General features: G+C 68.8%; 19 protein-coding genes and 1 pseudogene. 17 read left to right on the top strand and 3 right to left on the bottom strand.

Annotation, left to right across the window (positions count from 1 at the left end):
- Window positions 1-3: 3 nt before the first annotated feature.
- From OMP39_RS08780 to zapE, 9 genes are all read left to right on the top strand, one after another.
- Window positions 4-2,430: a sensor domain-containing protein gene (locus OMP39_RS08780; RefSeq protein ID WP_264891373.1), complete on the top strand. Its 2,427-nt coding sequence runs from the start codon at window positions 4-6 to the stop codon at window positions 2,428-2,430.
- Window positions 2,431-2,560: 130 nt separating this feature from the next.
- A complete protein-coding gene (soxY, locus tag OMP39_RS08775; RefSeq protein WP_264891372.1) occupies window positions 2,561-3,022 on the top strand; it encodes a thiosulfate oxidation carrier protein SoxY in 462 nt (153 codons plus the stop codon).
- A 30-nt stretch (window positions 3,023-3,052) separates the two neighbouring features.
- Window positions 3,053-3,364: a thiosulfate oxidation carrier complex protein SoxZ gene (soxZ, locus tag OMP39_RS08770; protein ID WP_264891371.1), complete on the top strand. Its 312-nt coding sequence runs from the start codon at window positions 3,053-3,055 to the stop codon at window positions 3,362-3,364.
- An 89-nt stretch (window positions 3,365-3,453) separates the two neighbouring features.
- Window positions 3,454-4,269: a sulfur oxidation c-type cytochrome SoxA gene (gene soxA / locus OMP39_RS08765; RefSeq protein WP_264891370.1), complete on the top strand. Its 816-nt coding sequence runs from the start codon at window positions 3,454-3,456 to the stop codon at window positions 4,267-4,269.
- A gap of 21 nt (window positions 4,270-4,290) precedes the next feature.
- Window positions 4,291-4,926, top strand: coding sequence for a sulfur oxidation c-type cytochrome SoxX (soxX, locus tag OMP39_RS08760; RefSeq protein ID WP_425340674.1), 636 nt, complete (start codon window positions 4,291-4,293; stop codon window positions 4,924-4,926).
- Window positions 4,927-5,546: 620 nt separating this feature from the next.
- Window positions 5,547-8,405, top strand: a complete 2,859-nt coding sequence (locus OMP39_RS08755) for a 2-oxoglutarate dehydrogenase E1 component (RefSeq protein ID WP_264891368.1) — start codon at window positions 5,547-5,549, stop codon at window positions 8,403-8,405.
- A gap of 111 nt (window positions 8,406-8,516) precedes the next feature.
- Window positions 8,517-9,812, top strand: coding sequence for a 2-oxoglutarate dehydrogenase complex dihydrolipoyllysine-residue succinyltransferase (odhB, locus tag OMP39_RS08750; RefSeq protein ID WP_264891367.1), 1,296 nt, complete (start codon window positions 8,517-8,519; stop codon window positions 9,810-9,812).
- 150 nt (window positions 9,813-9,962) lie between these two features.
- A complete protein-coding gene (gene lpdA, locus OMP39_RS08745; protein WP_264891366.1) occupies window positions 9,963-11,393 on the top strand; it encodes a dihydrolipoyl dehydrogenase in 1,431 nt (476 codons plus the stop codon).
- A 148-nt stretch (window positions 11,394-11,541) separates the two neighbouring features.
- A complete protein-coding gene (gene zapE / locus OMP39_RS08740) occupies window positions 11,542-12,642 on the top strand; it encodes a cell division protein ZapE (RefSeq protein WP_264891365.1) in 1,101 nt (366 codons plus the stop codon).
- Between the two features lie 165 nt (window positions 12,643-12,807).
- Here zapE and OMP39_RS08735 read toward each other — a convergent pair whose 3' ends face one another.
- Window positions 12,808-13,575 carry a PP2C family protein-serine/threonine phosphatase gene (locus OMP39_RS08735; protein WP_264891364.1) on the bottom strand — a complete coding sequence of 256 codons (768 nt, stop codon included), beginning with the start codon at window positions 13,573-13,575 and terminating at the stop codon, window positions 12,808-12,810.
- Window positions 13,576-13,653: 78 nt separating this feature from the next.
- On the opposite strand from OMP39_RS08735, the gene OMP39_RS08730 reads away from it, so the two are divergent.
- Window positions 13,654-13,857 carry a DUF465 domain-containing protein gene (locus OMP39_RS08730; RefSeq protein ID WP_264894508.1) on the top strand — a complete coding sequence of 68 codons (204 nt, stop codon included), beginning with the start codon at window positions 13,654-13,656 and terminating at the stop codon, window positions 13,855-13,857.
- Complete coding sequence (yoaA, locus tag OMP39_RS08725; RefSeq protein ID WP_264891363.1) at window positions 13,854-15,884, top strand: DNA repair helicase YoaA; 2,031 nt, start codon at window positions 13,854-13,856, stop codon at window positions 15,882-15,884. The genes OMP39_RS08730 and yoaA overlap by 4 nt, the downstream gene beginning before the upstream one ends.
- 16 nt (window positions 15,885-15,900) lie before the next feature.
- Here yoaA and OMP39_RS08720 read toward each other — a convergent pair.
- A pseudogene (locus tag OMP39_RS08720) lies at window positions 15,901-16,032 on the bottom strand (IS110 family transposase); the annotation flags it as partial.
- Between the two features lie 751 nt (window positions 16,033-16,783).
- Between OMP39_RS08720 and OMP39_RS08715 the strand changes: the two are divergent.
- The 3 genes from OMP39_RS08715 to OMP39_RS08705 are packed head-to-tail and all read left to right on the top strand — an operon-like array spanning window position 16,784 to window position 19,586.
- Window positions 16,784-17,506: a DUF3304 domain-containing protein gene (locus OMP39_RS08715; protein ID WP_264891362.1), complete on the top strand. Its 723-nt coding sequence runs from the start codon at window positions 16,784-16,786 to the stop codon at window positions 17,504-17,506.
- Entirely contained in the window at window positions 17,503-18,453 is a 951-nt protein-coding gene (locus OMP39_RS08710; protein WP_264891361.1) for a DUF2235 domain-containing protein, read from the top strand. The genes OMP39_RS08715 and OMP39_RS08710 overlap by 4 nt, the downstream gene beginning before the upstream one ends.
- Window positions 18,429-19,586 carry a DUF2235 domain-containing protein gene (locus tag OMP39_RS08705; RefSeq protein WP_264894507.1) on the top strand — a complete coding sequence of 386 codons (1,158 nt, stop codon included), beginning with the start codon at window positions 18,429-18,431 and terminating at the stop codon, window positions 19,584-19,586. The genes OMP39_RS08710 and OMP39_RS08705 overlap by 25 nt, the downstream gene beginning before the upstream one ends.
- Window positions 19,587-19,693: 107 nt before the next feature.
- Here OMP39_RS08705 and OMP39_RS08700 read toward each other — a convergent pair whose 3' ends face one another.
- A complete protein-coding gene (locus tag OMP39_RS08700; protein ID WP_264891360.1) occupies window positions 19,694-20,497 on the bottom strand; it encodes an outer membrane protein assembly factor BamD in 804 nt (267 codons plus the stop codon).
- 69 nt (window positions 20,498-20,566) lie between these two features.
- On the opposite strand from OMP39_RS08700, the gene OMP39_RS08695 reads away from it, so the two are divergent.
- The 3 genes from OMP39_RS08695 (at window position 20,567) to rluB (ending at window position 24,802) form a co-directional block, all read left to right on the top strand.
- Entirely contained in the window at window positions 20,567-21,595 is a 1,029-nt protein-coding gene (locus tag OMP39_RS08695) for an RluA family pseudouridine synthase (protein ID WP_264891359.1), read from the top strand.
- A 377-nt stretch (window positions 21,596-21,972) separates the two neighbouring features.
- Window positions 21,973-23,019: an SMC-Scp complex subunit ScpB gene (scpB, locus tag OMP39_RS08690; RefSeq protein ID WP_264891358.1), complete on the top strand. Its 1,047-nt coding sequence runs from the start codon at window positions 21,973-21,975 to the stop codon at window positions 23,017-23,019.
- Complete coding sequence (rluB, locus tag OMP39_RS08685) at window positions 23,009-24,802, top strand: 23S rRNA pseudouridine(2605) synthase RluB (protein WP_264891357.1); 1,794 nt, start codon at window positions 23,009-23,011, stop codon at window positions 24,800-24,802. Before scpB ends, rluB begins: the two co-directional genes overlap by 11 nt.
- Window positions 24,803-24,917: the final 115 nt, after the last annotated feature.

The raw sequence follows: 24,917 nt of genomic DNA, 5'->3' as shown, positions 1-24,917 counted from the left end.
CGCATGACGTCGGCCGAGCAGATCCAGACGCTGATCGACGGCATGTTGGAAGCCGTCTGGATCGTGGACCCCCTCGACCTGCGGGTCAAGGCCGCGAACCGGGCCGCGCATGACCTGCTCGGCGTGCCGGGTGGCAGCCTGGTCGGGCGTGCGGTGATCGAGCTGGCCTGCACGCCGGAGGACGTGCTCTTCTGGGAAGATGCGGCCGCCGGCTTGGCCGACCGGATCCTGTCCGAGACCTTGGTGGCCCGGGCCGACGGACGCATGGTCCACGTCGAGCGCCGGGTCTCGCGCGCCAAGCTCGGGCCCACCGTCTCGTACTACGTCGTGGGCATGCGCGACCGCAGCGAGCAGCAGCGTGTCGAAGACGAGCTGGAAAAGCTCATCGCCGAACTGAGGGCCACGCTCGAATCCACCGCGGACGGCATCCTCGCCGTGGACTTGCAGGGGACCATCCGCGGCTACAACGAGCGCTTCGCGCAGCTGTGGGAGCTGCCCCGGCGCTTGCTCACCCGGCGCGACGACCAGGGCGTCTTTGCCTGGATGCGCCACCAAGTGGCCGATCCGCAGGCCTATCTGGAGCGCCTGGAACTGATCGAGCGCAGCCCGCTGCTGGAGGCCACCGACACCCTGGTGCTGCGCAACGGCAAGATCATCGAGCGGCAGACCCTGCCTCAGTGCAGCAGGGGGCGACCGATCGGGCGCGTGTACTCGTTCCGCGACATCACCGAGCGCGTGGCCACCGAATCGCGTCTCCAGCTCGGCGCGAAGGTGTTCGAGGCCAGTCTGGACGGCATCTTCGTCTGCGATCCGCAGCTCAAGCTCATCACCGTCAACCCCAGCTTCGAGCGGCTGACGGGGCACCCCCGCCAGGAACTGATCGGGCAAGCCGCCGACCAGCTGCTGCAGGGCGCTTCGGGGCAGCCCCTGCCGTTCGATCGCATCCGCGACGTGCTGCACACCGAAGGCCTGTGGGAAGGTGAACTCGACCTGCGGCAAAAGGGCGGTCACGCCGGGCCTTGTCACCTCTCGCTCGTGCGGGTGCCGGACGAGAGGGGGCGACCGCTGCACTTCATCGGCTTCGTCCGGGACCTCTCCGACAAGCACGCCGCCCGGCGGCGCATCGAGGAACTCGCCTACACCGACGGCCTCACCGGCCTGCCGAACCGGCTGCTGCTCAACGAGCGCATCGAGTTCGCGCTGGCGCTCGCCAGGCGGGACCAGGGGCCGCTGGCCGTGCTGTTCGTCGACCTGGATCGATTCAAGCAGATCAACGACTCCCTGGGGCACGCCTTCGGCGACCGCGTGCTCGCGGAGGTCGCCGGGCGGCTGAAGGCCTGCGTGCGCGAGGTCGACACGGTCGCCCGCCTGGGCGGCGACGAGTTCGTGGTGCTGGTGCATCAAGCCGACGCCCGTCGCGCGGAGATGCTGGCGCGCCGCATCCTCGGCACCATGGGCTCTCCGTTCGCGTTGGACGATGTGACCTTCACGGTGACATGCAGCATCGGCATCGCGCTCTACCCCAACGACGGCATCACAGCGACCGACCTGATCAAGAACGCGGACGCCGCGATGTTCCGGGTCAAGGAGCGGGGACGGGCCGGGTTCCGGTTCTACCAGCCCCAAATGAACGTGGACCTGCTGTCGCGCATGAAGCTGGACCACGCCATGCGGCAGGGGCTGCCCAGGGGAGATTTCAGCCTGCACTACCAGCCGCAAGTGGACCTCAGGACCGGCGCCGTGGTGGGGGCCGAGGCGCTCTTGCGATGGCGCGACGAGGAGCTCGGCCAAGTCCCGCCGGGCCGCTTCATCCCGGTGGCCGAGGAGTCGGGCTTCATCGTCACGCTCGGGGACTGGGTCTTGACGCAGGCGGTCGGCCAGGCGGCCCGGTGGCACCGGGCGGGCCGGCGCTGGGTGGTCTCGATCAACGTCTCGGCGCTGCAGTTCCAGCAACCGGATTTCCTGGAGCGGGTCGCCTCGGCGCTGGCCGTCTCCGGTTTGCCGGCCGACCTGCTCGAACTGGAGCTGACCGAGTCCATCCTCGTTCACGACGTGGACGAAACGCTGGCGCGGCTCAAGGCCCTGGCCAAGCTCGGCGTGCGCATGGCCATCGACGACTTCGGCACCGGCTACTCCAGCCTCGGCTACCTGAAGCGCTTCCCGATCCGCAAGCTCAAGATCGACCGCTCCTTCGTCAACGGCCTGCCGTCCGACGAGAGCGATGTGGGCATCGTGCGCGCCATCGTGCACCTCGCCCGTGCGCTCGGCCTGAAAGTCATCGCAGAAGGGGTGGAGACCCAAGCTCAGCGACAATTCCTGCTCGAAGCAGGTGTCGACGAGTTCCAGGGGTTCCTCTATTCGCCCGCGGTGCCGGCCGAGGCGTTCGAGGCGAGCCAGACCCCGACCGCCGAGCGCGAGGTCTCCCGCTAGGCGACCGGACTGCTCCCGGGGTGCGAAATCTGCCTCGCCTATTCGCGTTAATCCGAACACGCAACTGCCGCAGAGACGGTATTGTTCAGAGTATCAGTAGATCGGAATGTTCTTTTTTGGAGGTTGACCTATGGCAAACCGCAGGCAGTTCCTGCAGGGTAGCGCCAGCACGACGGTGCTCGGCCTGGCCGCCATGGCCGGCTTGCTGCCGGCTTCGGCCCAGGCCGCCTGGAACAAGGCGGCATTCGAGATGAAGGGCCTGAACGAGGTGGTCAAGGCGCTGGGCGGAGCCGCGCCGACCGAGAGCGCCCAAGTGACGCTGTCGGCGCCCGAGATCGCCGAGAACGGCAACGTGGTGCGGGTGGGCGTGGCGAGCAGCCTGCCGGGTACGACCCAGGTCGCGGTGCTGGTGGAGAAGAACCCCAACACGCTGGCTGCGGTGTTCGACGTCCCCGAGGGCACGGACGCCAACGTCGCCACCAACATCAAGATGGGGCAGACGTCCAACGTATATGCGCTCGTCAAGGCGGGCGAGAAGTATTACTACGCCGTCAAGGAAGTGAAGGTCACCCTCGGCGGCTGCGGCGGCTGAGCCCGTCCACGTCGACAAAGGAGTTTGCAAATGGCAGATCCGATGCGCATTCGCGCTCAGGTCCAGGGCGACAAGACGGTCGTGCGCGTGCTGATGGCCCACGAAATGGAAAGCGGCCAGCGGCGCGACGCGAGCGGCAAGGTGATTCCGGCCTGGTTCATCCAGGAAGTGACCGCGCAACACAACGGCCGCACCGTCCTCACCGCCCAGTGGGGGCCCGCGGTGTCCAAGAACCCGTACCTCCAGTTCAGCTTCCGTGGCGGCAAGGCGGGCGACAAGGTCACCGTCTCCTGGGTGGACAACCGCGGAGACAAGCGGACCGACGAGGCGGTGATCGCCTGAGACGGCTCGCCCCGTTGCGCTCCGGGGTGAACAGACAAAGCCAGGCGCGGCCGCATCAGCGGCCGCTGTCACAACAAGAGGAGACTCGCATGAAACGCACCGTGTGGGTGGGCACGTGTGCCGCCCTAATGGCAGCGGCGGCAGCGGCGCCAGCCTTCGCGCAGAAGTCCGCCGTCGACGCCATTGCCGACTATCGGGCTTCACTGCAGGACGGCAATCCGGCTGACCTCAATGCCGCCCGGGGCGCGGCGCTGTGGAAGCAGAAGCGCGGCCCCAAGAACGCCTCTCTCGAGCAGTGCGATCTCGGCAAGGGGCCGGGCGTGGTGGCGGGTGCGGCGGCGGCCCTGCCGCGCTATTTCGCCGACGTGGACGCCGTGATGGACCTCGAGTCGAGGCTGGTGCACTGCATGGTGACGCTGCAAGGGTTCTCTCGCGAGGAGGTCACTGCGCGCCCCTTCTCGGGCGACGGGCAGAAGGCCACCGAGATCGAGGACCTCGTCGCCTTCCTGTACGACGAGTCGCGTGACGCGACGATCGCCGTCCCGCAGGCGCACCCGAAGGAGCGCGCCGCCTACGAGCGCGGGCGCAAGATGTTCTACTACCGCGGCGGTCCGTACGACTTCGCCTGCGCGACCTGCCATTCGGTCGACGGGCAGCGCATCCGGCTGCAGGACCTGCCCAACCTGACGCAGAAGGCCCCGGCCCAGGCCGCGTTCGCGGGCTGGCCCGCCTACCGCGTCTCGCAAGGCGCCCTGCGCACCATGCAGTGGCGGCTCTACGACTGCTTCCGCCAACAACGCTTCCCGGAACTGAAGTACCTGAGCCAGGCCTCGGTGGACCTGATCACGTTCCTGGGCGTCAATGCCAACGGCGGAAAGATGGCGGCGCCCGCCATCAAGCGTTGAGGAGGAGCTCTCGTGAAGAAGATGAAGCAACGCGCATGGATGGGAGCCGCCGCGGTCGTCCTGCTCGCCGGCTGTGCCGCCATGGAGCGCGGGCCGGACGTCGCGATGGTGTTGAAGGAGTCGTTCCGGGAGCGGGGCATCGCCAAGCTCGACCGGCTCGATCAGACCCCGCTGCAAAAGCACTGCAGCGAGGCGGCTGCGGCCGGGCGGGATCTCGACCCCGCCGTGCGCCAGAGCCTCGAGCGTGACGCGTTGGCCCGGGTGCGCTACCCGGCCGACGGCAAGTACCTGGGCGACTGGAAAGAGGGTGAACGCATCGCCCAGAGCGGCCGGGGGCTGCAATTCAACGACAGCGCCGAGACCGTGGCTGGCGGCAACTGCTACGCCTGCCATCAGCTCACCAAGACGGAAATCTCCTACGGCAACATCGGCCCCAGCCTGTACCAGTACGGCAAGCTGCGCGGAGTGCAGGACCCCGCCGATCCGGCCTCTGCCGAGATCGTCAAGTACACCTGGGCCAAGATCTGGAACAGCCACGCCTACAACGCCTGCTCCCAGATGCCGCGCTTCGGCGACGCCGGCATCCTCAACGAGCAGCAGTTGCGCCACGTGATGGCGCTCCTGCTCGATCCGAAGTCGCCCGTCAACGCTCAGTGAGAAGTCGCGCGCCGGCTCTGCCGGTGCGCGCCCGGCCCCCACCTTGGGGGCTTCTCCTGCCCGCCCGTGCGGCCATGCCTTGCAGCCGGCCGGTCTGCGGCATCCTCGCCTACAGTTGCAGGATGCGCATCTTCCACATCGATCGGCTGCTTGCCCTGCTGCTCGCAGGCGGGCTGAGCGCCTGCGCCTCGGTGGGCGTCGGCATCGGGGTCCCCGTCGGTCCGGTGGGCGTCGGGGTGTCCGTCGGCAGTGACGGGCGTCTGGGCGGCTCCGTCGGCGTCTCGCGCGGCGGGGTGGGGGTCGGCGTCGGGGGCACGCTCCCGCGCGGCCGCTCCGCGGCGTCACCTCCGCCCGTCCATGCTCCGGGCGCACCCGAGCCCAAGACAGATTGAACGCGCGTTTCTTGCCCGAACGGGGGCAGAGCGCGCACTCGGCGCTGGCGATTGAGTTGCATCAGTGCTAGAGTGCGCGTTCTGACTTTCCGTCCTTCCCGTCCCCTTTGCTGGTTTCCCTGAACCCAGATGAAAGGCGGGTCGCAATCCGCCAACCGGTCAAGCCGTGTCGCGGAAGGTTGTCCAACCAGCCAACAGCCCTGGAAACCGGGGTATGAGGTGAGCGAGATGATGCAGCAATACAGGTCGAACTCGTACCTGTTCGGGGGCAATGCTCCCTACGTCGAGGAGCTGTACGAACAGTACCTCGACAACCCCGGCTCCGTGCCGGACAACTGGCGCGCCTACTTCGACGCGCTGCAGAACGTTCCCGCGGTCGACGGCTCCGAAGCCCGTGACGTCCCGCACGCGCCGGTCATCGAGTCCTTCGCGCAGCGTGCCAAGTCCAACGCGTTCGCCGTCAAGACCAGCAGCGCCGACCTGGCCGTCGCGCGCAAGCAGGTCCACGTCCAGTCCCTGATCGCTGCCTATCGTTTCCTCGGCTCCCGCTGGGCCGATCTCGACCCGCTCAAGCGCCACGAGCGCCCGCGCATCCCGGAACTCGAACCGGCCTTCTACGACCTGGTCGAGTCCGACATGGACATCACGTTCAGCGCGACCAACACCTACTTCACCAAGGCCGACCAGATGACCCTGCGGGAGATCCTGCAGGCGCTGCGTGAGACCTACTGCGCCACGATCGGCGCGGAGTTCATGCACATCACCGACCCGGGCGAGAAGCGCTGGTGGCAGGAGCGTCTGGAGAGCATCCGCTCCAAGCCCGCGTTCACGGCCGAGAAGAAGAAGGCCATCCTCGAGCGCCTGACCGCGGCCGAAGGCTTGGAGCGGTATCTGCACACCAAGTACGTCGGCCAGAAGCGCTTTTCTCTCGAAGGCGGCGAGAGCTTCATCGCCGCCATGGACGAGCTCATCAAGCGCGGCGGCGAAAAGGGCGTGCAGGAGATCGTGATCGGCATGGCCCACCGGGGCCGCCTGAACGTGCTGGTCAACACGCTGGGCAAGATGCCCAAGGACTTATTCGCCGAGTTCGAGCACAAGGCGCCCGAGGACCTGCCCGCGGGCGACGTGAAGTACCACCAGGGCTTCTCGAGCGACGTGTCCACGCCCGGTGGCCCGGTGCACCTGTCGCTCGCCTTCAACCCCTCGCACCTCGAGATCGTCGACCCGGTCGTGGAAGGCTCGGCCAAGGCCCGCATGGACCGTCGTGGCGACAAGGAAGGCGGCCAGGTGCTGCCGGTGCTGGTGCACGGCGACGCCGCGTTCGCCGGCCAGGGCGTGGTGATGGAGACGCTGGCGCTGGCGCAGACGCGCGGCTACTACACCGGCGGCACGGTACACATCGTCATCAACAACCAGATCGGCTTCACCACATCCGATCCGCGCGACGCGCGCTCGACGCTCTACTGCACCGACGTCGTCAAGATGATCGAGGCGCCGGTGCTGCACGTCAACGGCGACGACCCCGAAGCCGTCGTTCTGTGCACGCAGCTCGCGCTCGACTACCGCCAGCAGTTCAAGAAGGACGTGGTGGTCGACATCGTCTGCTTCCGCAAGCTGGGCCACAACGAGCAGGACACGCCCTCGCTCACCCAGCCGCTCATGTACAAGAAGATCGCGCAGCACCCCGGCACGCGCAAGCTGTACGCCGACAAGCTGGTGGCTCAGGGCGTGATCTCCCCCGACGACGCCGACGCGATGGTCAAAGCCTACCGCGCCGCGATGGACGCGGGCCGTCACACGGTCGACCCCGTGCTCACCAACTACAAGAGCAAGTACGCGGTGGACTGGACGCCCTTCCTGGGCAAGAAGTGGACGGATGCCGCCGACACCGCGCTGCCGCTCGCCGAGATCCGGCGCCTGTCGGAGCGCATCACCACGGTGCCGAGCAACTTCAAGCTCCATCCGCTGGTCGAGAAGGTGATCGCCGACCGCGCCGCGATGGGCCGCGGCGAGATCAACGTCGACTGGGGCATGGGCGAGCACCTGGCGTTCGCGTCGCTCGTGGCCAGCGGCTATCCGGTGCGTCTGTCGGGCGAGGACTGCGGCCGCGGCACCTTCTCTCATCGCCACGCGGTGCTGCACGACCAGAACCGCGAGAAGTGGGACGAGGGCACCTACATCCCGCTGCAGAACGTCGCCGAGAACCAGGCCCCGTTCGTCGTCATCGACTCCATCCTGTCTGAGGAGGCGGTGCTCGGTTTCGAGTACGGCTACGCCTCGGCGGACCCGAACACGCTGGTCATCTGGGAAGCCCAGTTCGGCGACTTCGCCAACGGCGCCCAGGTGGTGATCGACCAGTTCATCGCTTCCGGCGAAGTGAAGTGGGGCCGCGCCAACGGCCTGGTGCTGATGCTGCCGCACGGCTATGAAGGCCAGGGCCCCGAGCACTCCTCGGCGCGGCTGGAGCGCTTCATGCAGCTTGCCGCGGACAACAACATGCAGATCTGCCAGCCCACCACGGCCAGCCAGATCTTCCACCTGCTGCGTCGGCAGATGGTGCGCATGTTCCGCAAGCCGCTGGTCATCATGACGCCCAAGTCGCTGCTGCGTGCCAAGGACGCCACCTCGCCGCTCGCCGAGTTCACCAAGGGCGAGTTCCGCACCGTCATCGGCGAGCTCGACGCGGGCATCGTGGCCGAGAAGGTCAAGCGGGTCATCGTCTGCTCGGGCAAGGTCTATTACGACCTCGTCAAGAAGCGCGAGGAGAAGAAGGCCGGCGACGTGGCGATCCTGCGTGTGGAGCAGCTCTATCCGTTCCCGCACAAGGCTTTCGCGGCGGAACTCAAGAAGTTCCCCAACGCCACCGACATCGTCTGGTGCCAGGACGAGCCCCAGAACCAGGGGGCCTGGTTCTTCGTGCAGCACTACATCCACGAGAACATGCTCGAGGGACAGAAGCTCGGCTACGCGGGCCGCCCGGCCTCGGCCTCGCCGGCCGTGGGCTACGCGCACCTGCACCAGGAGCAGCAGAAGGCCCTGCTCGAGCAGGCCTTCGCCAAGCTCAAGGGTTTCGTCCTCACCAAGTAACGGCTCATACACCGGTCTTCGGGGCGGCCGCTGCGCGCCGCCCCGAAGGCGCGCGTCTGGCCGGGACGTCCCGGCGATTCAGCGCGGCGTTAGAACAGCGAAAGACACAACATGGCAATCGTAGACGTCAAGGTTCCGCAACTTTCCGAATCGGTGGCCGAAGCCACCCTGCTGCAGTGGAAGAAGAAGCCCGGTGAAGCCGTGGCGATGGACGAGGTCCTCATCGAGATCGAGACCGACAAGGTCGTGCTGGAAGTGCCGGCCCCCGCCGCGGGCGTGCTGGCCGAAGTCGTGGTGGGGGACGGGGGCACGGTGACCTCCGATCAAGTCATCGCGCGCATCAACACCGAGGGCCAGGTCGGTGCAGCCGCGCCGGCCGCGGCCCCGGCTGCGGCGGTCGCCGCACCCGCTCCTGCGGCCGCGGCTGCGGCTGCGGCTGCCGCGGCTCCCGCAGCAGGGGCGAGCAAGGCCGGTGTCGCCATGCCGGCGGCGGCCAAACTGCTGGCCGACCACAACCTCAGCGCTGCCCAGGTGCCGGGCACCGGCAAGGACGGCCGCATCACCAAGGGTGACGTCTTGGGCGTGATCGAGGCGGGCGCGAAGCCTGCCGCCGCCCCGGTCGCCGCACCCGTCGCCGCCCCGGTCGCCGCCGCGGTGGCCAAGCCGCTGCCCAGCGTCGCGGCCCCGGTGTCGACCAGTCTCGGCGAGCGGCCCGAGCAGCGTGTGCCGATGAGCCGCTTGCGCGCCCGCATCGCCGAGCGCCTGCTGCAGTCCCAGGCGACGAACGCGATCCTCACCACCTTCAACGAGGTCAACATGGCCCCGGTGATGGAGCTGCGCAAGAAGTACCAGGACAAGTTCGAGAAGGAGCATGGCGTCAAGCTGGGCTTCATGAGCTTCTTCGTGAAGGCCGCGGTGCACGCCCTCAAGAAGTACCCGATCCTGAACGCCTCGGTCGATGGCAACGACATCGTCTACCACGGCTACTTCGACATCGGCATCGCGGTCGGCTCGCCGCGCGGCCTGGTGGTGCCGATCCTGCGCAACGCCGACCAGATGACCTTCGCCGAGATCGAGAAGAAGATCGCCGAGTTCGGCCAGAAGGCCAAGGACGGCAAGCTCGGCCTGGAGGAGCTCACGGGGGGCACCTTCTCCATCTCCAACGGCGGCGTGTTCGGCTCGATGCTGTCCACGCCCATCATCAACCCGCCGCAAAGCGCGATCCTCGGCGTGCACGCCACGAAGGAGCGCCCGGTGGTCGAGAACGGGCAGATCGTCATTCGCCCGATCAACTACCTGGCGATGAGCTACGACCACCGCATCATCGACGGCCGCGAGGCCGTGCTGGGTCTGGTCGCAATGAAGGAAGCGCTGGAAGACCCGGCACGCCTGTTGTTCGACATCTGATCCCTGACCCTCTGGCGGCCGCCCCCCGAGGGGTGCCCAGGCCGGCCGAAAGACCTGCACCGGCTTGGGCCCGCCAGTCCAGACCCGCACCCCGACCGCCTCACGGCGGTCTGTCCCCCAGGGACGAACCGCTTAGGAAGCGTTTGAGCCATGACTAGCAAATCATTCGACGTCGTCGTCATCGGCGGCGGCCCCGGCGGCTACATCGCCGCCATCCGCGCGGCGCAGCTCGGCTTCAACACCGCCTGCATCGACGAGTGGAAGAACAAGGACGGCAAGCCGGCACCCGGAGGCACCTGCACCAACGTCGGTTGCATCCCGTCCAAGGCGCTGCTGCAGTCGTCCGAGAACTTCGAGCACGCGGCCAAGCACTTCGGCGACCACGGCATCCAGGTGAGCGGGCTGTCGGTGGACGTCGCGAAGATGCTCGCCCGCAAGGACGCGGTCGTGAAGCAGAACAACGACGGCATCCTGTATCTCTTCAAGAAGAACAAGGTCAGCTTCTTCCACGGCCGCGGCTCGTTCGTCAAGGCCGCCGAGGGCGGCTACGAGATCAAGGTGAGCGGCGCCGAGGAGCAGACGCTCGTCGGCAAGCACGTCATCGTGGCCACCGGCTCCAACCCGCGCGCGCTGCCCGGCGTGGCCTTCGACGAGGACAAGATCCTCTCCAACGACGGCGCGCTGCGCATCCCGCAGGTGCCGAAGAAGCTCGGCGTGATCGGCTCCGGCGTCATCGGGCTGGAGATGGGCTCGGTGTGGCGCCGTCTCGGGGCCGAGGTGACGGTGCTCGAGGCGCTGCCGACCTTCCTTGCGGCGGTCGACGAGCAGATCGCCAAGGAAGCGCACAAGGCCTTCACGAAGCAAGGGCTCAAGATCGAGCTCGGCGTGAAGATCGGCGAAGTCCAGGCGGGTGCGGACGGCGTGAGCGTCGCGTACACCGACAGCAAGGGTGCCGCGCAGACGCTGGAGTGCGAGCGGCTCATCGTCTCGATCGGCCGCGTGCCCAACACCCACGGCCTGAACCCCGAATCCGTGGGCCTGACGCTGGACGAGCGTGGCGCCATCGTGGTGGACGACGAATGCCGTACCAACTTGCCGAACGTCTGGGCGATCGGCGACGTGGTGCGCGGCCCGATGCTCGCCCACAAGGCGGAGGAGGAGGGCGTCGCGGTGGCCGAACGCATCGCCGGCCAGCACGGGCACGTCAACTTCAACACCATTCCCTGGGTCATCTACACGAGCCCCGAAATCGCCTGGGTGGGCAAGACCGAGCAGCAGCTCAAGGCCGAAGGGCGGGCCTACAAGGCGGGCACCTTCCCGTTCATGGCCAACGGCCGCGCCCGCGCGCTGGGCGACACCACCGGATTGGTGAAGTTCCTGGCCGACGCCAAGACGGACGAGATCCTGGGCGTCCACGTCATCGGTCCCTTTGCCTCCGAGCTGATTGCCGAAGCGGTCGTGGCGATGGAGTTCAAGGCCAGCGCCGAGGACATCGCCCGGATCTGCCATGCGCATCCGTCCTTGTCCGAGGCGGTCAAGGAAGCGGCGCTGGCGGTGGACAAGCGCTCGCTCAACTTCTGATCGGCCCCGCGCCGCCAGGCAAGGCGGCGCGGCTGGGCGCACCCCCGGCGCCCGGTGGCCGGACGTGCGGGGAGCGCAAGGTATTCAGGGGCGATCGCGCGTCGCCCCTGATGTTCGAGGAGGCGGGGCGCCCTGGCGCCGTCTGGCGATGGTCACAGTCACCGAACTGTACGAACGCGCACTCAAAGAGCGCGGCTACCACAGCGACCCGGCGCAACTGCGGGGGGTGGCGGCGCTGCAACGGTGCTACGACGAGTGGGTCGACTACAAGGCGCGCCGCTCGAATGCTCTGGCCAAGCTGCTGCGCCGCCCGCCGCTGCCCCGCGGCGTCTACATGTACGGCGGGGTGGGACGCGGCAAGAGCTTCCTGATGGACTGCTTCTACCAGGCGGTGCCGCTGCAGCGCAAGACGAGGCTGCACTTCCACGAGTTCATGCGCGAGGTGCATCGGGAGCTGGCCGACCTCAAGGGCCTGCCCAACCCGTTGGACGAGCTCGGGCGCCGCATCTCACGTCGCCACCGGCTCATCTGCTTCGACGAGTTCCATGTGGCCGATGTCACCGATGCGATGATCCTCCACCGGCTGCTGGAGTCGCTGTTCGCACACCGCGTGAGCATCGTCACCACGTCCAACTTTCACCCGGACGAGCTCTATCCCAACGGCCTGCACCGCGACCGCATCCTGCCCGCGATCGAGCTGCTCAAGGACAAGCTGGAGATCGTCAACGTCGACAACGGCACCGACTACCGGCGCCGCACGCTGGAGCAGGTGCAGCTCTACCACACGCCGCTCGGACCGCAGGCGGATGCGGCCATGTCGCGAGCGTTCGATCAACTGGCCGAACACGCCGACGAGGACCCGGTGCTGCACATCGAGCACCGCGAGATCCGCGCGCGGCGGCGCGCCGGAGGGGTGGTGTGGTTCGACTTCCAGACGTTGTGCGGCGGCCCGCGCTCGCAGAACGACTACCTGGAGCTTGCGACGCAGTTCCACACGCTGCTGCTGTCCAACGTTCCCCAGATGCCGCCGCGTCTCGCCTCCGAGGCGCGGCGCTTCACGTGGCTGGTCGACGTGCTCTACGACCGCCGGGTGAAGCTCATCATCTCTGCCGAGGTGCCGCCCGAGCAACTCTACACCGAGGGGCCGCTCGCGCACGAGTTCCCCCGCACCGTCTCTCGACTGCATGAAATGCAGTCGCGCGAGTTCCTGTCGCTGCAACACCGTGAGGTGGACACGCGGCTGACGTGATGAGGCCTCGGTGCGCGCTCCGATCGGTTCTCGGGGCCTCGGGTGTCCAGGCACGACGATCGCTTTCGCCGGCTGGCCGCTACGCCCGATGCCGGGTGACTGCCGCGGCGTCCCCACCGCGGCTTGGGGCCTGCCGAGCCGGCCTCTGGCTGAGGCGCGAGCGGCTCAGGCCAGCGCCTCGACCCGCACGATGGCCAGCGAGAGGTTGTCGCCGCTGCCGCGGGCCCGCTGTCGCGCCTTGGTGACCAGCATCTCGCTCGCGTCGCGGGGAGGCAGGGTGTTGACGATGGCGCCGAGTTCGCGCGGGCTGAAGTAGTGCCACAGCCCGTCGCTGCAAGCCAGCATGGTGTCGCCGATCTCCAGGCGGTCGATGTGGTGCAAAGTCAACGGAGGGTCCTGGAAGGTGCCGAGGCAGCCGGTCAGCAGGTTCGACTGCGGATGCACGTTGGCTTCTTCCTCGGTGATCTGGCCTTCCTCGACGAGGCGTTGCACGTAGGAGTGGTCCTTCGTGCGAAACACCAAGTCGGCCCCCCGGAAGTGGTACACGCGCGAATCGCCCGCATGGATCACGTCGCATTCGCGCCCGGGGCTCACCAGGAAGGCCGCCACGGTGCTGTGCGGCTCTTCCTCGGCGGTGATCGCCGTCAGCTTGATCATCAGGTGCGATTCGAGCACGAGCTGTTTGAGCGTGTCGGACGGATCGTCGCTTTGCGGCGCATACCGATCGAACAACTGCCGCGCCGTGAGCACCACCTGGTCGGACGCCTTGCGCCCGCCGCTCTTGCCGCCCATGCCGTCGGCCACCACGGCCAACAGGCACCCCGGCACCCGGGCATGGGGCAGGATGTCGACCTGGTCCTGCTGATAGAGGCGGTCGCCGCGGTGGATGCCGGTGGCTGCGGTCAGGCGGTAGCCCTTGGGATTTGCGCTCATAAGCGGCCTGTGGGAAGAGGCCAAAACTATAATTCAGCGGTACTTGCTTTTGATCGGGCATTCCTACCGATGGTCCCCATCGCCGACAACCTGCATTCGCCCGAGCGTCGCCTGATCGAATTGCGCATGGAGCATGCAGACCTCGACAGCCTGATCGACCAGGCCGAGTTGCAGCGCCCCTTCGACGAGCTCGCGCTGCGGCGCCTGAAGAAGCGTCGGCTCTTGCTGCGGGACCAAATCGCTCGCCTGGAAGCGCAGCTCCAGCCCCAAGAGCCCGCATGACCGCCCCCGAAGCCCAGGGCGACGTCGCCGACCGCGACGCGCAGGAGCACGTCCTGGTGACGGCGGTGCGGCAGGCCTTCGCGTGCGACGGCTCGCTGGCTCAGGTCGACCCGTCGTACCGGGAGCGCGAGGCCCAGACGCGGCTCGCGCTCGCCGTGGCCGGTGCGATCTCCGAGCGCTCCGTCCTCGTGGCCGAGGCGGGCACCGGCGTCGGCAAGACCTACGCCTACCTCGTTCCCGCCTTGCTGGCGGACGGCCGCGTGCTGGTGAGCACCGCCACCAAGAGCCTGCAGGACCAACTCTTCCTGCGCGACCTGCCGCACGTGCGCGACGCTCTTTCCGTGCCGGTGCAGATCGCGCTGCTCAAGGGCCGTGCAAGCTACCTGTGCCTGCACCGGCTGGAGCAGGCCCGCCACACGGCGACATTGCCCGACCGGTACGCCGTGCGCGCGCTCGCCAAGGTAGAACAGTGGGCGCAGGTCACCCGCACGGGCGACCTGGCCGAACTGGACGGGTTGGACGACCGCTCGCCTGTCATCCCGCTCATCACGTCCACCCGAGACAACTGCCTCGGCAGCGACTGCCCCAGCTACCGCGCCTGCCATGTGATGAAAGCACGCCGGGAAGCGCTGGCGGCGGACGTCGTCGTGGTCAACCACCATCTCTTCTTCGCCGACCTGCTGCTCAAGGAAACCGGCATGGCCGAGCTGTTGCCGAGCGTGGACGTGCTCGTCTTCGACGAGGCGCACCAGCTCGCCGAGGCGGGGGTGCAGTTCCTCGGTCGCATGCTGAGCACGGGGCAGGTGATCGACTTCTCGCGCGACATGCTGGCCGCCGGGCTCGGCCACGCCCGGGGCCTGGTGCCCTGGCAAGAGCTGGCCTCGGCGTGCGAGCACGCCGCACGCGACTTGCGTCTGGCCGCCGCCGGGCCCCTGCGCGAGTCCCGCGGCACCCTGAAGTTGCGTTGGCAGGAACGCGCCGGGCGGGCCGATTTCGGTGCTGCGTTGGCGCGGTTGGCCGAGCAACTCGCCCGCGCGGAGGAGGGGCTCGAAACGGTCAGCGAGCTCGCGCCCGACTTCGTCAAGCTGGCCGAGCGCGCCCGGGAGCTGGCGGGTCGCGCCCGCTGCTTCGCCGAAGAGACGGCCGCAGACCGCGTTCGCTGGATCGACCTCAGTCCCTTGCAGGCGCGCCTGGTGGAGGCTCCCCTGGACATCCGCCAGACGATGACCGAGCAGCTTCAGGCGCAGCCCCGCACCTGGATCTTCACGTCCGCCACCCTGGGTGACGACGAGCGCCTGCGCTGGTTCACCGAGCCGACAGGCCTGGACGACGCGCGGGTGCTGCGCGTAGGCAGCCCGTTCGACTACCTGCGCCACGCCCGCGTCTATGTGCCCGAGCGCTTTCCCGCTCCCAACAGCGGCGAGCACCCGCAGGCAGTCGCGGCCCTCGCGGCTCGGCTGGCGGGGCGGCTGGGCGGGCGCACCTTCGTGCTCACGACCACCCTGCGGGCCTTGGCTCCGATTGCTGCGGACTTGCGTACCGCTTTTGACGACATGGACCTGCCGATCGAGGTCGTGGTGCAAGGCAGCGCACCGAAGCGCCAGCTGATGCAACGCTTCACCTCCGGCGAGCCGTGCGTGCTGGTCGGCTCGCACAGCTTCTGGGAAGGCATCGACGTGCCGGGAGAGGCCTTGCAGTGCGTGGTCATCGACAAGCTGCCCTTTCCGCCGCCCAACGATCCGCTCGTCGAGGCCCGCGTGCGCAAGCTCGAAAGCGAAGGGCGCAGCGCCTTTCTCGAATACTTCGTTCCCGAGGCCGCCGTCGCGCTCAAGCAGGGGGCCGGGCGGCTGATCCGCACCGAGACCGACCGCGGACTGCTCGTCGTGTGCGATCCGCGGCTGGCACGCATGCACTACGGACGGCGCCTCCTCGCGGCCTTGCCGCCCATGCAGCGCGTGGCGACCCTGGACGAAGCCTTGGCGTGGATCGACGAGCTGAAGACGGCACTGCCCGAACCGACGGCCTGAGCCATCGTCTTGAAAGTCAAGCGCGATGCAGCGCCGGGTTCCATGGCGGGCGGTGTTGGGCGATGGCGTTGAGCGTGGTCAGCAACGGGCGCACGCACGCCACCAGCGCTACTTTCTTGCGTTTGCCGCCGGCCAGCAGCCGCTGGTGACCACGAATACAGCGTCCGACAGTCCCTTCGCTCCCATCCCGATCTATGCGAGCTTCGAATCCCTACAACCGTTCGGGCTGCAAGAAGGGACGGTCCAGCTCGGGCGCCCCGTGCTCCGGCGCGGGCTCAGCGCTTGGCCCACAAGCCGCTTGGGCGACTCGAGCCGGTCCGCGGGGTTGAAGTTACAAGGGCTGCCCTGCGCAGGCACGTCGCGCAGGCCCCGTTCCAGCGGCCTGCCTCATTCTCCCATCTCGTCACAAGTCGTTTCACCCTCCCCCTGCGGCGGGATTGACCCGGGGCGGGGGCGGGCCTAACGTCGGGCCCCGCGACGGGCCGGGCTCCCCGGGTCCAGTCCAGATCAAAAACAACGAGGGAGGGATCGATGTCACAGCGGCTGGCGCCGGCGGCGCCGGACGAGACCGCGCCTTGGGCGCTGCTGCAGGCGATGGCCGAGGCGCTGGGCGTGGCGGCGGGGCTGGAGACGAGCACCGCCGCGCGGCGGCACCACCTGGAGCTGCCCGCGGCGCCGCGGCGACCACACGCACTCCAACCTCGCGCGGCTGTTCGCTGCCTACCCGGGGCAGACCATTGCCCCGCAGGCCATGCTCGACGAGCGCGTGCGCTGGCCCAACGAGGCGGCGTATCCCAACTGCTTCCGCATCTACCTGCCCGGCGTAAGCACCCCTTACGAGGAGATCGAATGAAGGTGACCCGCCCATGAGCCGCTTGTGTATGTCCCCACGATGCCGCGTGCCCTGGCTCCTGGTCCTCGGCGCTCTTGTGACGCTCCTCGTCGGCTGCGCCAGCTCGATGCCGTCGGACCGCGACGCCGTGGCCGTCACGGCGGTGAACTACACCGGTCGGGAGCTCAGTGGCTTCCTGTTCATCGACCCTGCCGACAACAAGAAGGTGGCGGGTGGCCCGCCGGTGACGCCTTACTCGGGGGCCGGTACGTTGTGCTGCTATGCCCTGCCGCGCAAGTGGCGCCCAGGCATCCAGGTGAAGCTGCGCTACACCTGGTACCACGCCGACGTGCGCGAAGAGCGCCCCGTGTGGCTGACCGCTGAACTGCCGCCGTACCCCACCGACGAGCCGGGCGTGCTGTGGGCGCTGTTCTACGAGGACGGCAGCGTCGAGGTGCTGGCCAGCGCCGTGGACCCCGGCCACCCGAAGTGGCCGGGCAAGCTCAAGCACTGGCCCGTGCCGAGCCGCGAGTACAAGCTCAAGTTGTGGCAGATCGAGTACGACAAGGTGGCGGGGTTGATCCCTTACTACCAAGAACTCATCGACGGCTTGCCATCAGCCGAGCTCGAAGAAGCGTGGCGGTTCCGGCAGAAGTACTCGCCGAAAGATCTCGAGGGATTCTCGGGCGCCCACGATCCGCGCTTCAAAGAAGCGCTTCAAAAAGAAGGGGCGAAAAAGCTGGCAGCGGCGAAGGACCGTCTTAGACAGATGGAGAGCACCAAGCCATGAACGCGGCTGTCAGCCTGGCATCTCAAGTGCCGCAGACTTTCCAGGACCCTTCGGTCTACGAACAACTCTTCAGCAAAGGGGAGCGGGACCGCATCTACGAGACGTTCACCCTTCCCCGCGAAACCCCCGCCATCGGCCAACCCGGCCGCTCGTGCGAGACGAACCTGTTCTTCGGCTTTTTCTTCGACGGCACGCGCAACCACTACGGCCTGAGCGAGGAGCGCGGCGACCACACGCACTCCAACGTCGCGCGGCTGTTCGATGCCTACCCGGGGCAGACCATTGCCCCGCAGGCCATGCTCGACGAGCGCGTGCGCTGGCCCAACGAGGCGGCGTATCCCAACTACTTCCGCATCTACATGCCCGGCGTGGGCACCCCGTTCGAAGAAATCGACGACAGCGGCCGGGGCCTGGACGAGAAGCTCGGGTCGGCCTTCGCGCGCTGGGGCGAGCGGCGCATCGTCTGGGCGCTGGCGCAGGCCATCAACGCGGTGCACCGCTACTTCCACAAGGCGCCACTGCTGTCCAACGCCGAGGTGCTCGCGCTGGCGCGCCAGGTGGACCTGAACCGCCACGCGCTGCGCCGCTCGCCCCGCTTCGTGATGCACGAGGCCGATGGCTTTCAGGCCGCCAACACGCAGGCGCGGCTGCAACAGGGCTCGAGCGCCTGCACCAGGCGCTTGGGCCTCACATGCCGGACCCGCACACCGGGCAGCCGCAACGGGTGGACCCGGGCATCGTGCGCCACCTGTACGTCAGTGCCTTCGGCTTTTCGCGCGGGGCGACGGCGGCACGGGTCTTCGCCAACTGGTTCGTCGCGCTGTGCGAGCTCGATGCGCGGCTGCTCGGGCGCAGCGGTCGCACGTTGGGGGGCTTTCCGGTCGAGTTCGACTTCCTGGGCCTGTTCGACACCGTCGCCTCGGTGGGCCTGGCCTCCAGCGCGCTGATCAGCCACGGCCATGGCGACTGGGCCGACGCGGAGGTGTCGATGCGCGTGCCGCCCGGCATCAAATGCACCCACCTGGTCTCGGCCCACGAGGTGCGCCGCTCGTTCCCGCTGGACTCGGTTTGCGTGGGCGAGCAACTGCCGCCGGGCTGCCAGGAGATCGTCTTTCCAGGCGTGCATTCGGATGTGGGCGGCGGCTATGCGCCGGGCGAGCAGGGGCGGGGCACCGATCCGCAAGGAGCGGACTTGCTGTCGCGCATTCCTTTGGCGGTGATGTACCGCGAGGCACGGCTGCAAGGGGTGCCGTTCAAGCTCGAACTGGCATCGGATACCGCCAAACGACGCTTCCTGATCGCCCGCTCCACCCTCGCCGCGTTCAATGCCTACATCGAGGCGAGCGAACGCTATGCGCAAGCGCACCCGCGCGCCGGCATGGCGCCGATGCGCGCGATCATGCGCACGCAGATGGAGATGGCGATCCTGTGGCGCAAGCGCTGGGCCGGGCGGGCCGGCCAGATGCCGGTGCTGGCGGCCGCCCGGCAGGAGGACCGCAACGACATCGTCGGCGCGGACCGCGAGTTCTGCGAGGAGATGCGGCGCTTCGAGGCCTGGCGCGGGGAGCGACGCAATCCGCACTCCCGGTGCGAGGACGCGGTGGTGGGCACCTGCATGCGCATCGAGGAGCGGCGCGTGCCGGGGCTGGACAACGGCCGCTTCGACGAGTGGGAGGACCTGAACGACTGGTGGGACCGCGACGACGTGCCCGAGGCGGTCGCCTCGCTGCTGGAGACGCTGGTGCACGACTCGCGCGCGTGGTTCAAGCTCTCGGGCTGGGAAGCCTCCGAGGTCGAGGAGGGCCTGAAGCGCTGGGTGCGCGAGTACGACGAGTACCTGGCGCAAGTCGAGCACTCGCGGCGCTGGAACGAGCCGCAGCCGACCCTGCACTTCAACCGCCAAGAGCTGGCCTGGATCCAGCACTACAAGGCCACCGGCCGCATCCCGGAGATGGAAACGCGCGGCCGCGAGCCGTTCGTCCTGGGCGCGGGCTATTTGCGCTTCCGCCGCATCTATGCGGGTGGCGACAAGCTGCGGCTGACGCACCTGCTGCCGGCCAGGCAGCAGGTGGCCGCCTGAGGTCCTGCCGAGGCCCTTGCCACAGCCGCCACAAGCCATGCAGCGGCGAACGCGGCGGCGTCACCGCTTGCCGCCCTACAGGGCGTTACCGCTCCCGGCCCCAGGGCTCACCAGAGCTGCCACCAGGGCCGGTTGTCGGCCTCGAAGCCACGGGTGAGGAAGGCGCTCTCGGGGAAGCTCGCCTTCAGCACCCGTTGCGCGTCGTCGCGCAGTTGGGTGAGGCCCAGCCTGTCGTAGCTTTGACTCAACAAGAAGAGCGCTTCCTCGATGGCGGGAGATTCCGGGTAGTCCTGGACGGCCTGCTGCGCGCGGTTGGCCGCTGCCAGGTATGCGCCGCGCCGGAAGTAATAGCGGGCGACGTGCACTTCATAGGCGGCCAGCGAATTGACGATGTACTTCATGCGCAGGCGCGCATCGGGGGCATAGGGCGAGTCCGGGAATTGCTCCACCAGTTGCCGGAAGGTCTGGAACGACTCCTTGGCTGCCTGCTGATCCCTCTCGGAGAGGTCCTGCCGGGACAGACGACCGAACAGCCCGAGGTTGTCGTTGAAGTTCACCAGGCCTTTCAGATAGAGCGCGTAGTCCAGCGCGGGGCTGCTCGGGTGGAGCTTGATGAAGCGGTCCAGCGTCGCCAGCGCCTGGGCCTTCTCGTTGGCCCGGTAGTACGCGTAGGCCAGCTCGAGTTGCGCCTGCTGCGACATCAGCGTGCCGGCCGTGCGGCCCTCGAGGCGCTCGTAGAAGCGGATCGCGCGCTCGTAGTTGCCGGCCGCCGCTTCGTCACGCGCCTCTGCGTACAATTTCTCGTTCGACATGCCGGCCGTCTCGTCCTTCGGCGTGGACGAGCAGGCCGCCAGCAGCGACAGCATCACCGCGACGGCGCCCAGGCCCGCACGACTTCCCCACAACGGCATTCCAGCACTCATACCACGCTCGCGTGGCGGGACGGCCCGCCTCGTTCATCCAGGAATCGCGGATTCTATATGTCGGCCCCTCGAGGTTCCGCTCCCCACGACTCGATCACGCTCGTTCCTGCCGAGGACTCCCTGGCAGAGGTCGAGGGGCCCGAAGCACCCGAGGCCGCCGAGGCCGAGCGGCGCGAAGCGGTGGTCGACCCTTCGGCCCACGGATTGCGGCTGGACAAGTGGCTGGTGTCGCTCGCGCCGGAGTTCTCCCGCAGCTACTTGCAGCAGTTGATCGAGGAAGGTTGCGTCCAGATCGACGCCCGCCGCGCCACCACCGCGAGCCGCAAGTTGCAGGCCGGGCAGCGGGTCGAGGTCGAACTGCGGCCCACCCCGCAGAGTCAGGCGTTCCGGCCCGAAGCGCTGCCGCTCGGCGTGGTGCACGAGGACGATCATGTGCTGGTGATCGACAAGCCCGCGGGATGGGTGGTTCATCCGGCGGCCGGGCACTGGTCCGGCACCGTGCTCAACGCCGTGCTGGCGCACCACCGAGGCGCCATGGCCTTGCCTCGGGCGGGCATCGTGCACCGCCTGGACAAGGACACGAGCGGCCTCATGGTGATCGGCAAGACACTCGAGGCGATGACCCGGCTGGTGCGCGACATCGCGGCGCGAGACGTCAAGCGCGAGTACCTGGCGCTCGTCTGCGGAGAGGTGCGCGAGCCGCAGCGCCTCGCCCGCATCGAGGCACCCATCGGGCGCGATCCCCAATCCCGGGTCCGCATGGCCGTGGTGGCCTCCGGCAAGCCGGCGCGCACCGACGTCGAAGTGCTCGGACGGGGGCAGGGCGCCACCGGCGTGCGATGCCGACTGCACACGGGGCGCACCCATCAGATCCGGGTGCATCTCGCGCATTGCGGCTTTCCGCTCGTGGCCGATGCGCTGTACGGCGGCCGATCGATGTTCGGATTGCGACGTCAGGCGCTTCATGCCGCCCGCCTGGGCTTCGCGCACCCCATCACCCGAGAGCCGCTCGAATTCGTCGCGCCGGTGCCCGCCGACCTCGACTCCGCCTGGCGCGCGGCGCTGGGCACCGCGCCGCCGGGATGAGAAGTGCGAGCGGGTCCGGATCGTGTGCGGAGTGGGCCGCGGGATACGGATACAATGGACCGACAACCCGTGGGTGACCCCTTGCCCGTCGGGACATCGCGCAAGGGGTGGCGACCCCGGCCGCACCCAATGCCCCGGGCGGCCTGCCCGGCGCCTCTCGTCGGGCGCCGCGCCAGAAGGCGACGGTATGCTCCGGTCCATGCCCCTTGCTTGCAGAGGGAGGCCGCCCGGCTGGTGTGCGCCGCACATCGGCGGCGAGCCCCGGATGTGCAGCGCGGTGCTGCCGCCGCCCGACGGGTGCATGAACCCGACCGACAAGAAAGAACACGAGATGCGCGTCGGCGCACGATCCGGTTGAGGACGACACACGACACTCCATGAACACACAGGATGCAAAGCGCGTCCTCGAGACGGCGCTGCTGTGCGCACACCAGCCCTTGCCTTTGCGCGACATGCGGGCCCTCTTCAACGACGAACTCGGGCCCGACACCCTGCGCATGCTGCTGGACGAACTGGTGCGCGACTGGCAGGGGCGGGGTGTCGAGCTGGTGGCCGTGGCCAGCGGGTGGCGCTTCCAGAGCCGACCGGAGATGCGCGAGTACCTGGACCGGCTCAATCCCGAGAAACCGCCCAAGTATTCGCGTGCGACGATGGAAACCCTGGCGATCATCGCCTACCGGCAGCCGGTGACGCGCGGCGACATCGAGGACATCCGCGGCGTCACCGTGAGCAGCCAGATCATCAAGCAGCTGGAGGACCGCGGCTGGATCGACACCATCGGCTACCGCGAGGCCCCGGGGCGCCCGGCTCTGTACGCGACCACCAAGCAGTTTCTGGACGATCTGGGTCTGGCGTCGCTGGACCAGTTGCCGGCGCTCGAGAGCCCGCCGGCGGGAGGGGGCTCGGCCGACCGCCAGCCCGAGCAGGGCTCGTTGCTCGAACTCGTCGCATCGGCCGATGCCGGGCCGACCGACGTGAGTGCCGGCGAGGTGGCGGCCGAGCCGCCGCTGATCGGGCCGGCGACGGGCGAGGAGCCGTCCCACGAGGCGGCGGCCGGCGCGGCGCCGTCCCAGGGGGAAGGCGCGCCGATTGCCGGTGAGGCTGCATCCGCTGCTTCGCCATCGGCCGTGGTCGCACCGGGTGAGGCGTCGAGCGCCTCGACCGAAGGAACGCTTCTTTCCCCCGTGGCGCAGGGTCCATCCGTCCGCGAGGGCAACGACGCTTCCGCCTTCGCCCCTCCTGTGCCCGCAGACGCGGTATCCGACGCCGGAGCCCTGCCCGAAGGGCTCCTGGGCCAGGCCTCGCAGCCCGCGCCTGGGCTGCCGGCCCGCAACGACGACGGCCCTGTCGAACACCAAGACACCGACCGCGCCAACTCCGCATTCACCATCTCTTCAGAGCAAGCTCCCCGCCATGAATCCTGACTCCCACGACCTGCCGTCCCCGGCCTCCGACTTGCAGGAGGAGGCGCTTCGCGAAGCGGGCGGCGAGGCTCCCGCGCCGGCGACCGACAAGCCCAAGCGTCGTTCCACGCGCAAACCGAAGGCGGCCGCCGAGGCGGCCGAGGGTGCAGTCCCCAGCGCCGATGCTTCCTCCGACCCGGCCCAGGCCGCGGCGCCGGCGGCGGCCGAGGAGCCGGCCGCCGCGCGCAAGACGACACGCCGGCGCAAGAAGGCCGCAGGCGAGGAAGCCGCCCCGAGCGCCGACTCGGCCGACGCGGTGGTGCGAGCCGAGCCGCAGGCCGACGCCGGCATGTCGGGCGAGCCTGCCTCCGCGCGCACGCCGGGCGGGATGCCCGAGGAAGGGGCAGGGGCGGTCGGGCCTGAGGCGGTGCTGGCCGAAGACGGCCAACAACCGGGTGTCCCCTCAGGCGGGGCAGAAGGCGAGGGCGAAGGCGACCGCCGCAAGCGCCGCGACCGCCGAGGCCGGCGCGCGGCAAAAGGCGGTCGCGGCGAGGCTCCTGCGGGGGCGCCCGCGACGGGCGCCGGTGGACGCCCGGCCCCGCGGGCCAGCGGCCCGCAGCAGGCGGCCAGCGAGCGTTTTGCCGAGGTTCTGTCGGGGCAGTTCGACGAGGAGGGCGACGAAACCGCGCCGGCGCAGCCGGCCAAGCGCGTCCTCCAACCGGACGCCGAGGCCCCGAAGCTCCACAAGGTGCTCGCACAGGCGGGCATCGGCTCGCGCCGCGACATGGAGCAGCTGATCCTCGAGGGGCGGATCTCGGTCAATGGTGAGCCGGCGCACATCGGACAGCGCATTTCCTACGGCGACCAGGTGCGGGTGAACGGCAAGCCGATCAAGCTGCGCATCGCGCCGCCGCCGCCGCGCGTGCTGGCCTATCACAAGCCGGTGGGCGAGGTGGTGACGCACGACGACCCGCAGAATCGCCCCACCGTGTTCCGGCGCCTGCCCAAGCTTTCTCAGGGCAAATGGCAATCCGTGGGCCGGCTGGACATCAACACCGAGGGCCTGTTGCTCTTCACCAACTCGGGCGAACTGGCCAACCAGCTCATGCATCCGCGGTTCGGCGTGGAGCGCGAGTATGCCGTGCGCGTCCTCGGTGACCTGGACGACGACGCGCGGCGCCGGCTGATCGAGGGCGTCAAGATCGACGGGCAGGTCGCGAGCTTCAAGTCCATCGAGGACGGGGGCGGGGGCGAAGGCGCCAACCGCTGGTACCGTGTCGTGATCACCGAGGGGCGCAACCGCGAAGTGCGCAAACTGTTCGAGGCCGTCGGGCTGACCGTCAGCCGCCTCATCCGCATCCGCTACGGCAACGTCGTGCTGCCCCGCGGGCTCAAGCGCGGCATGTGGGTCGAGCTCGACGAGCAGGACGTGCGTGCCATCCGCCGCCTGGCGCAAGGAGAGGCCAGCGCGCAGCCGGCCCAGAAGGGCGGTGCGAAGAACAAGCGCGGTGCCGAGGCTCGCGGCAGCGGCGGCAAGGCCGGGCGCGCGCAAGGCCGCGGCCCGGCGATCCCCGACCCGCTCGTGCAGACGTACGACAAGCGTTTTGCGCAACAGCCCAAGGGCAAGAAGGGGGGCAATGGACCGAAGCAGCCTGATCCGATGCAGACCAGCGTCGGCTACATCGGCTCCGATGCCTTCCTGCGCCGCCCGCACGGGCCGAAGGGCCTGGGAACGACGAGCACCGGCGGGGGCTCCAACGCCAACAAGGGCTTCGGCGGCGGCAAGCGCGGCCGGCGCCGCTGAGGCGGTTCCCGCCGGCTTCTGCACCCCGCGGCGGCGGTAGCGCATCCCGTGCGCAAAGCCATGGCGCACGGGGCGGGAAGCCCGGCTTTCGCACCGGCGCGGGGCCTTCGCGCGG

Origin of the sequence: Schlegelella aquatica, from assembly GCF_026013905.1 — a bacterium.
Classification (GTDB): Bacteria; Pseudomonadota; Gammaproteobacteria; order Burkholderiales; family Burkholderiaceae_C; genus Caldimonas; species Caldimonas aquatica.
Note: the sequence above shows the minus strand (reverse complement) of the source record. Positions and strands in the feature narration are given on the sequence as shown.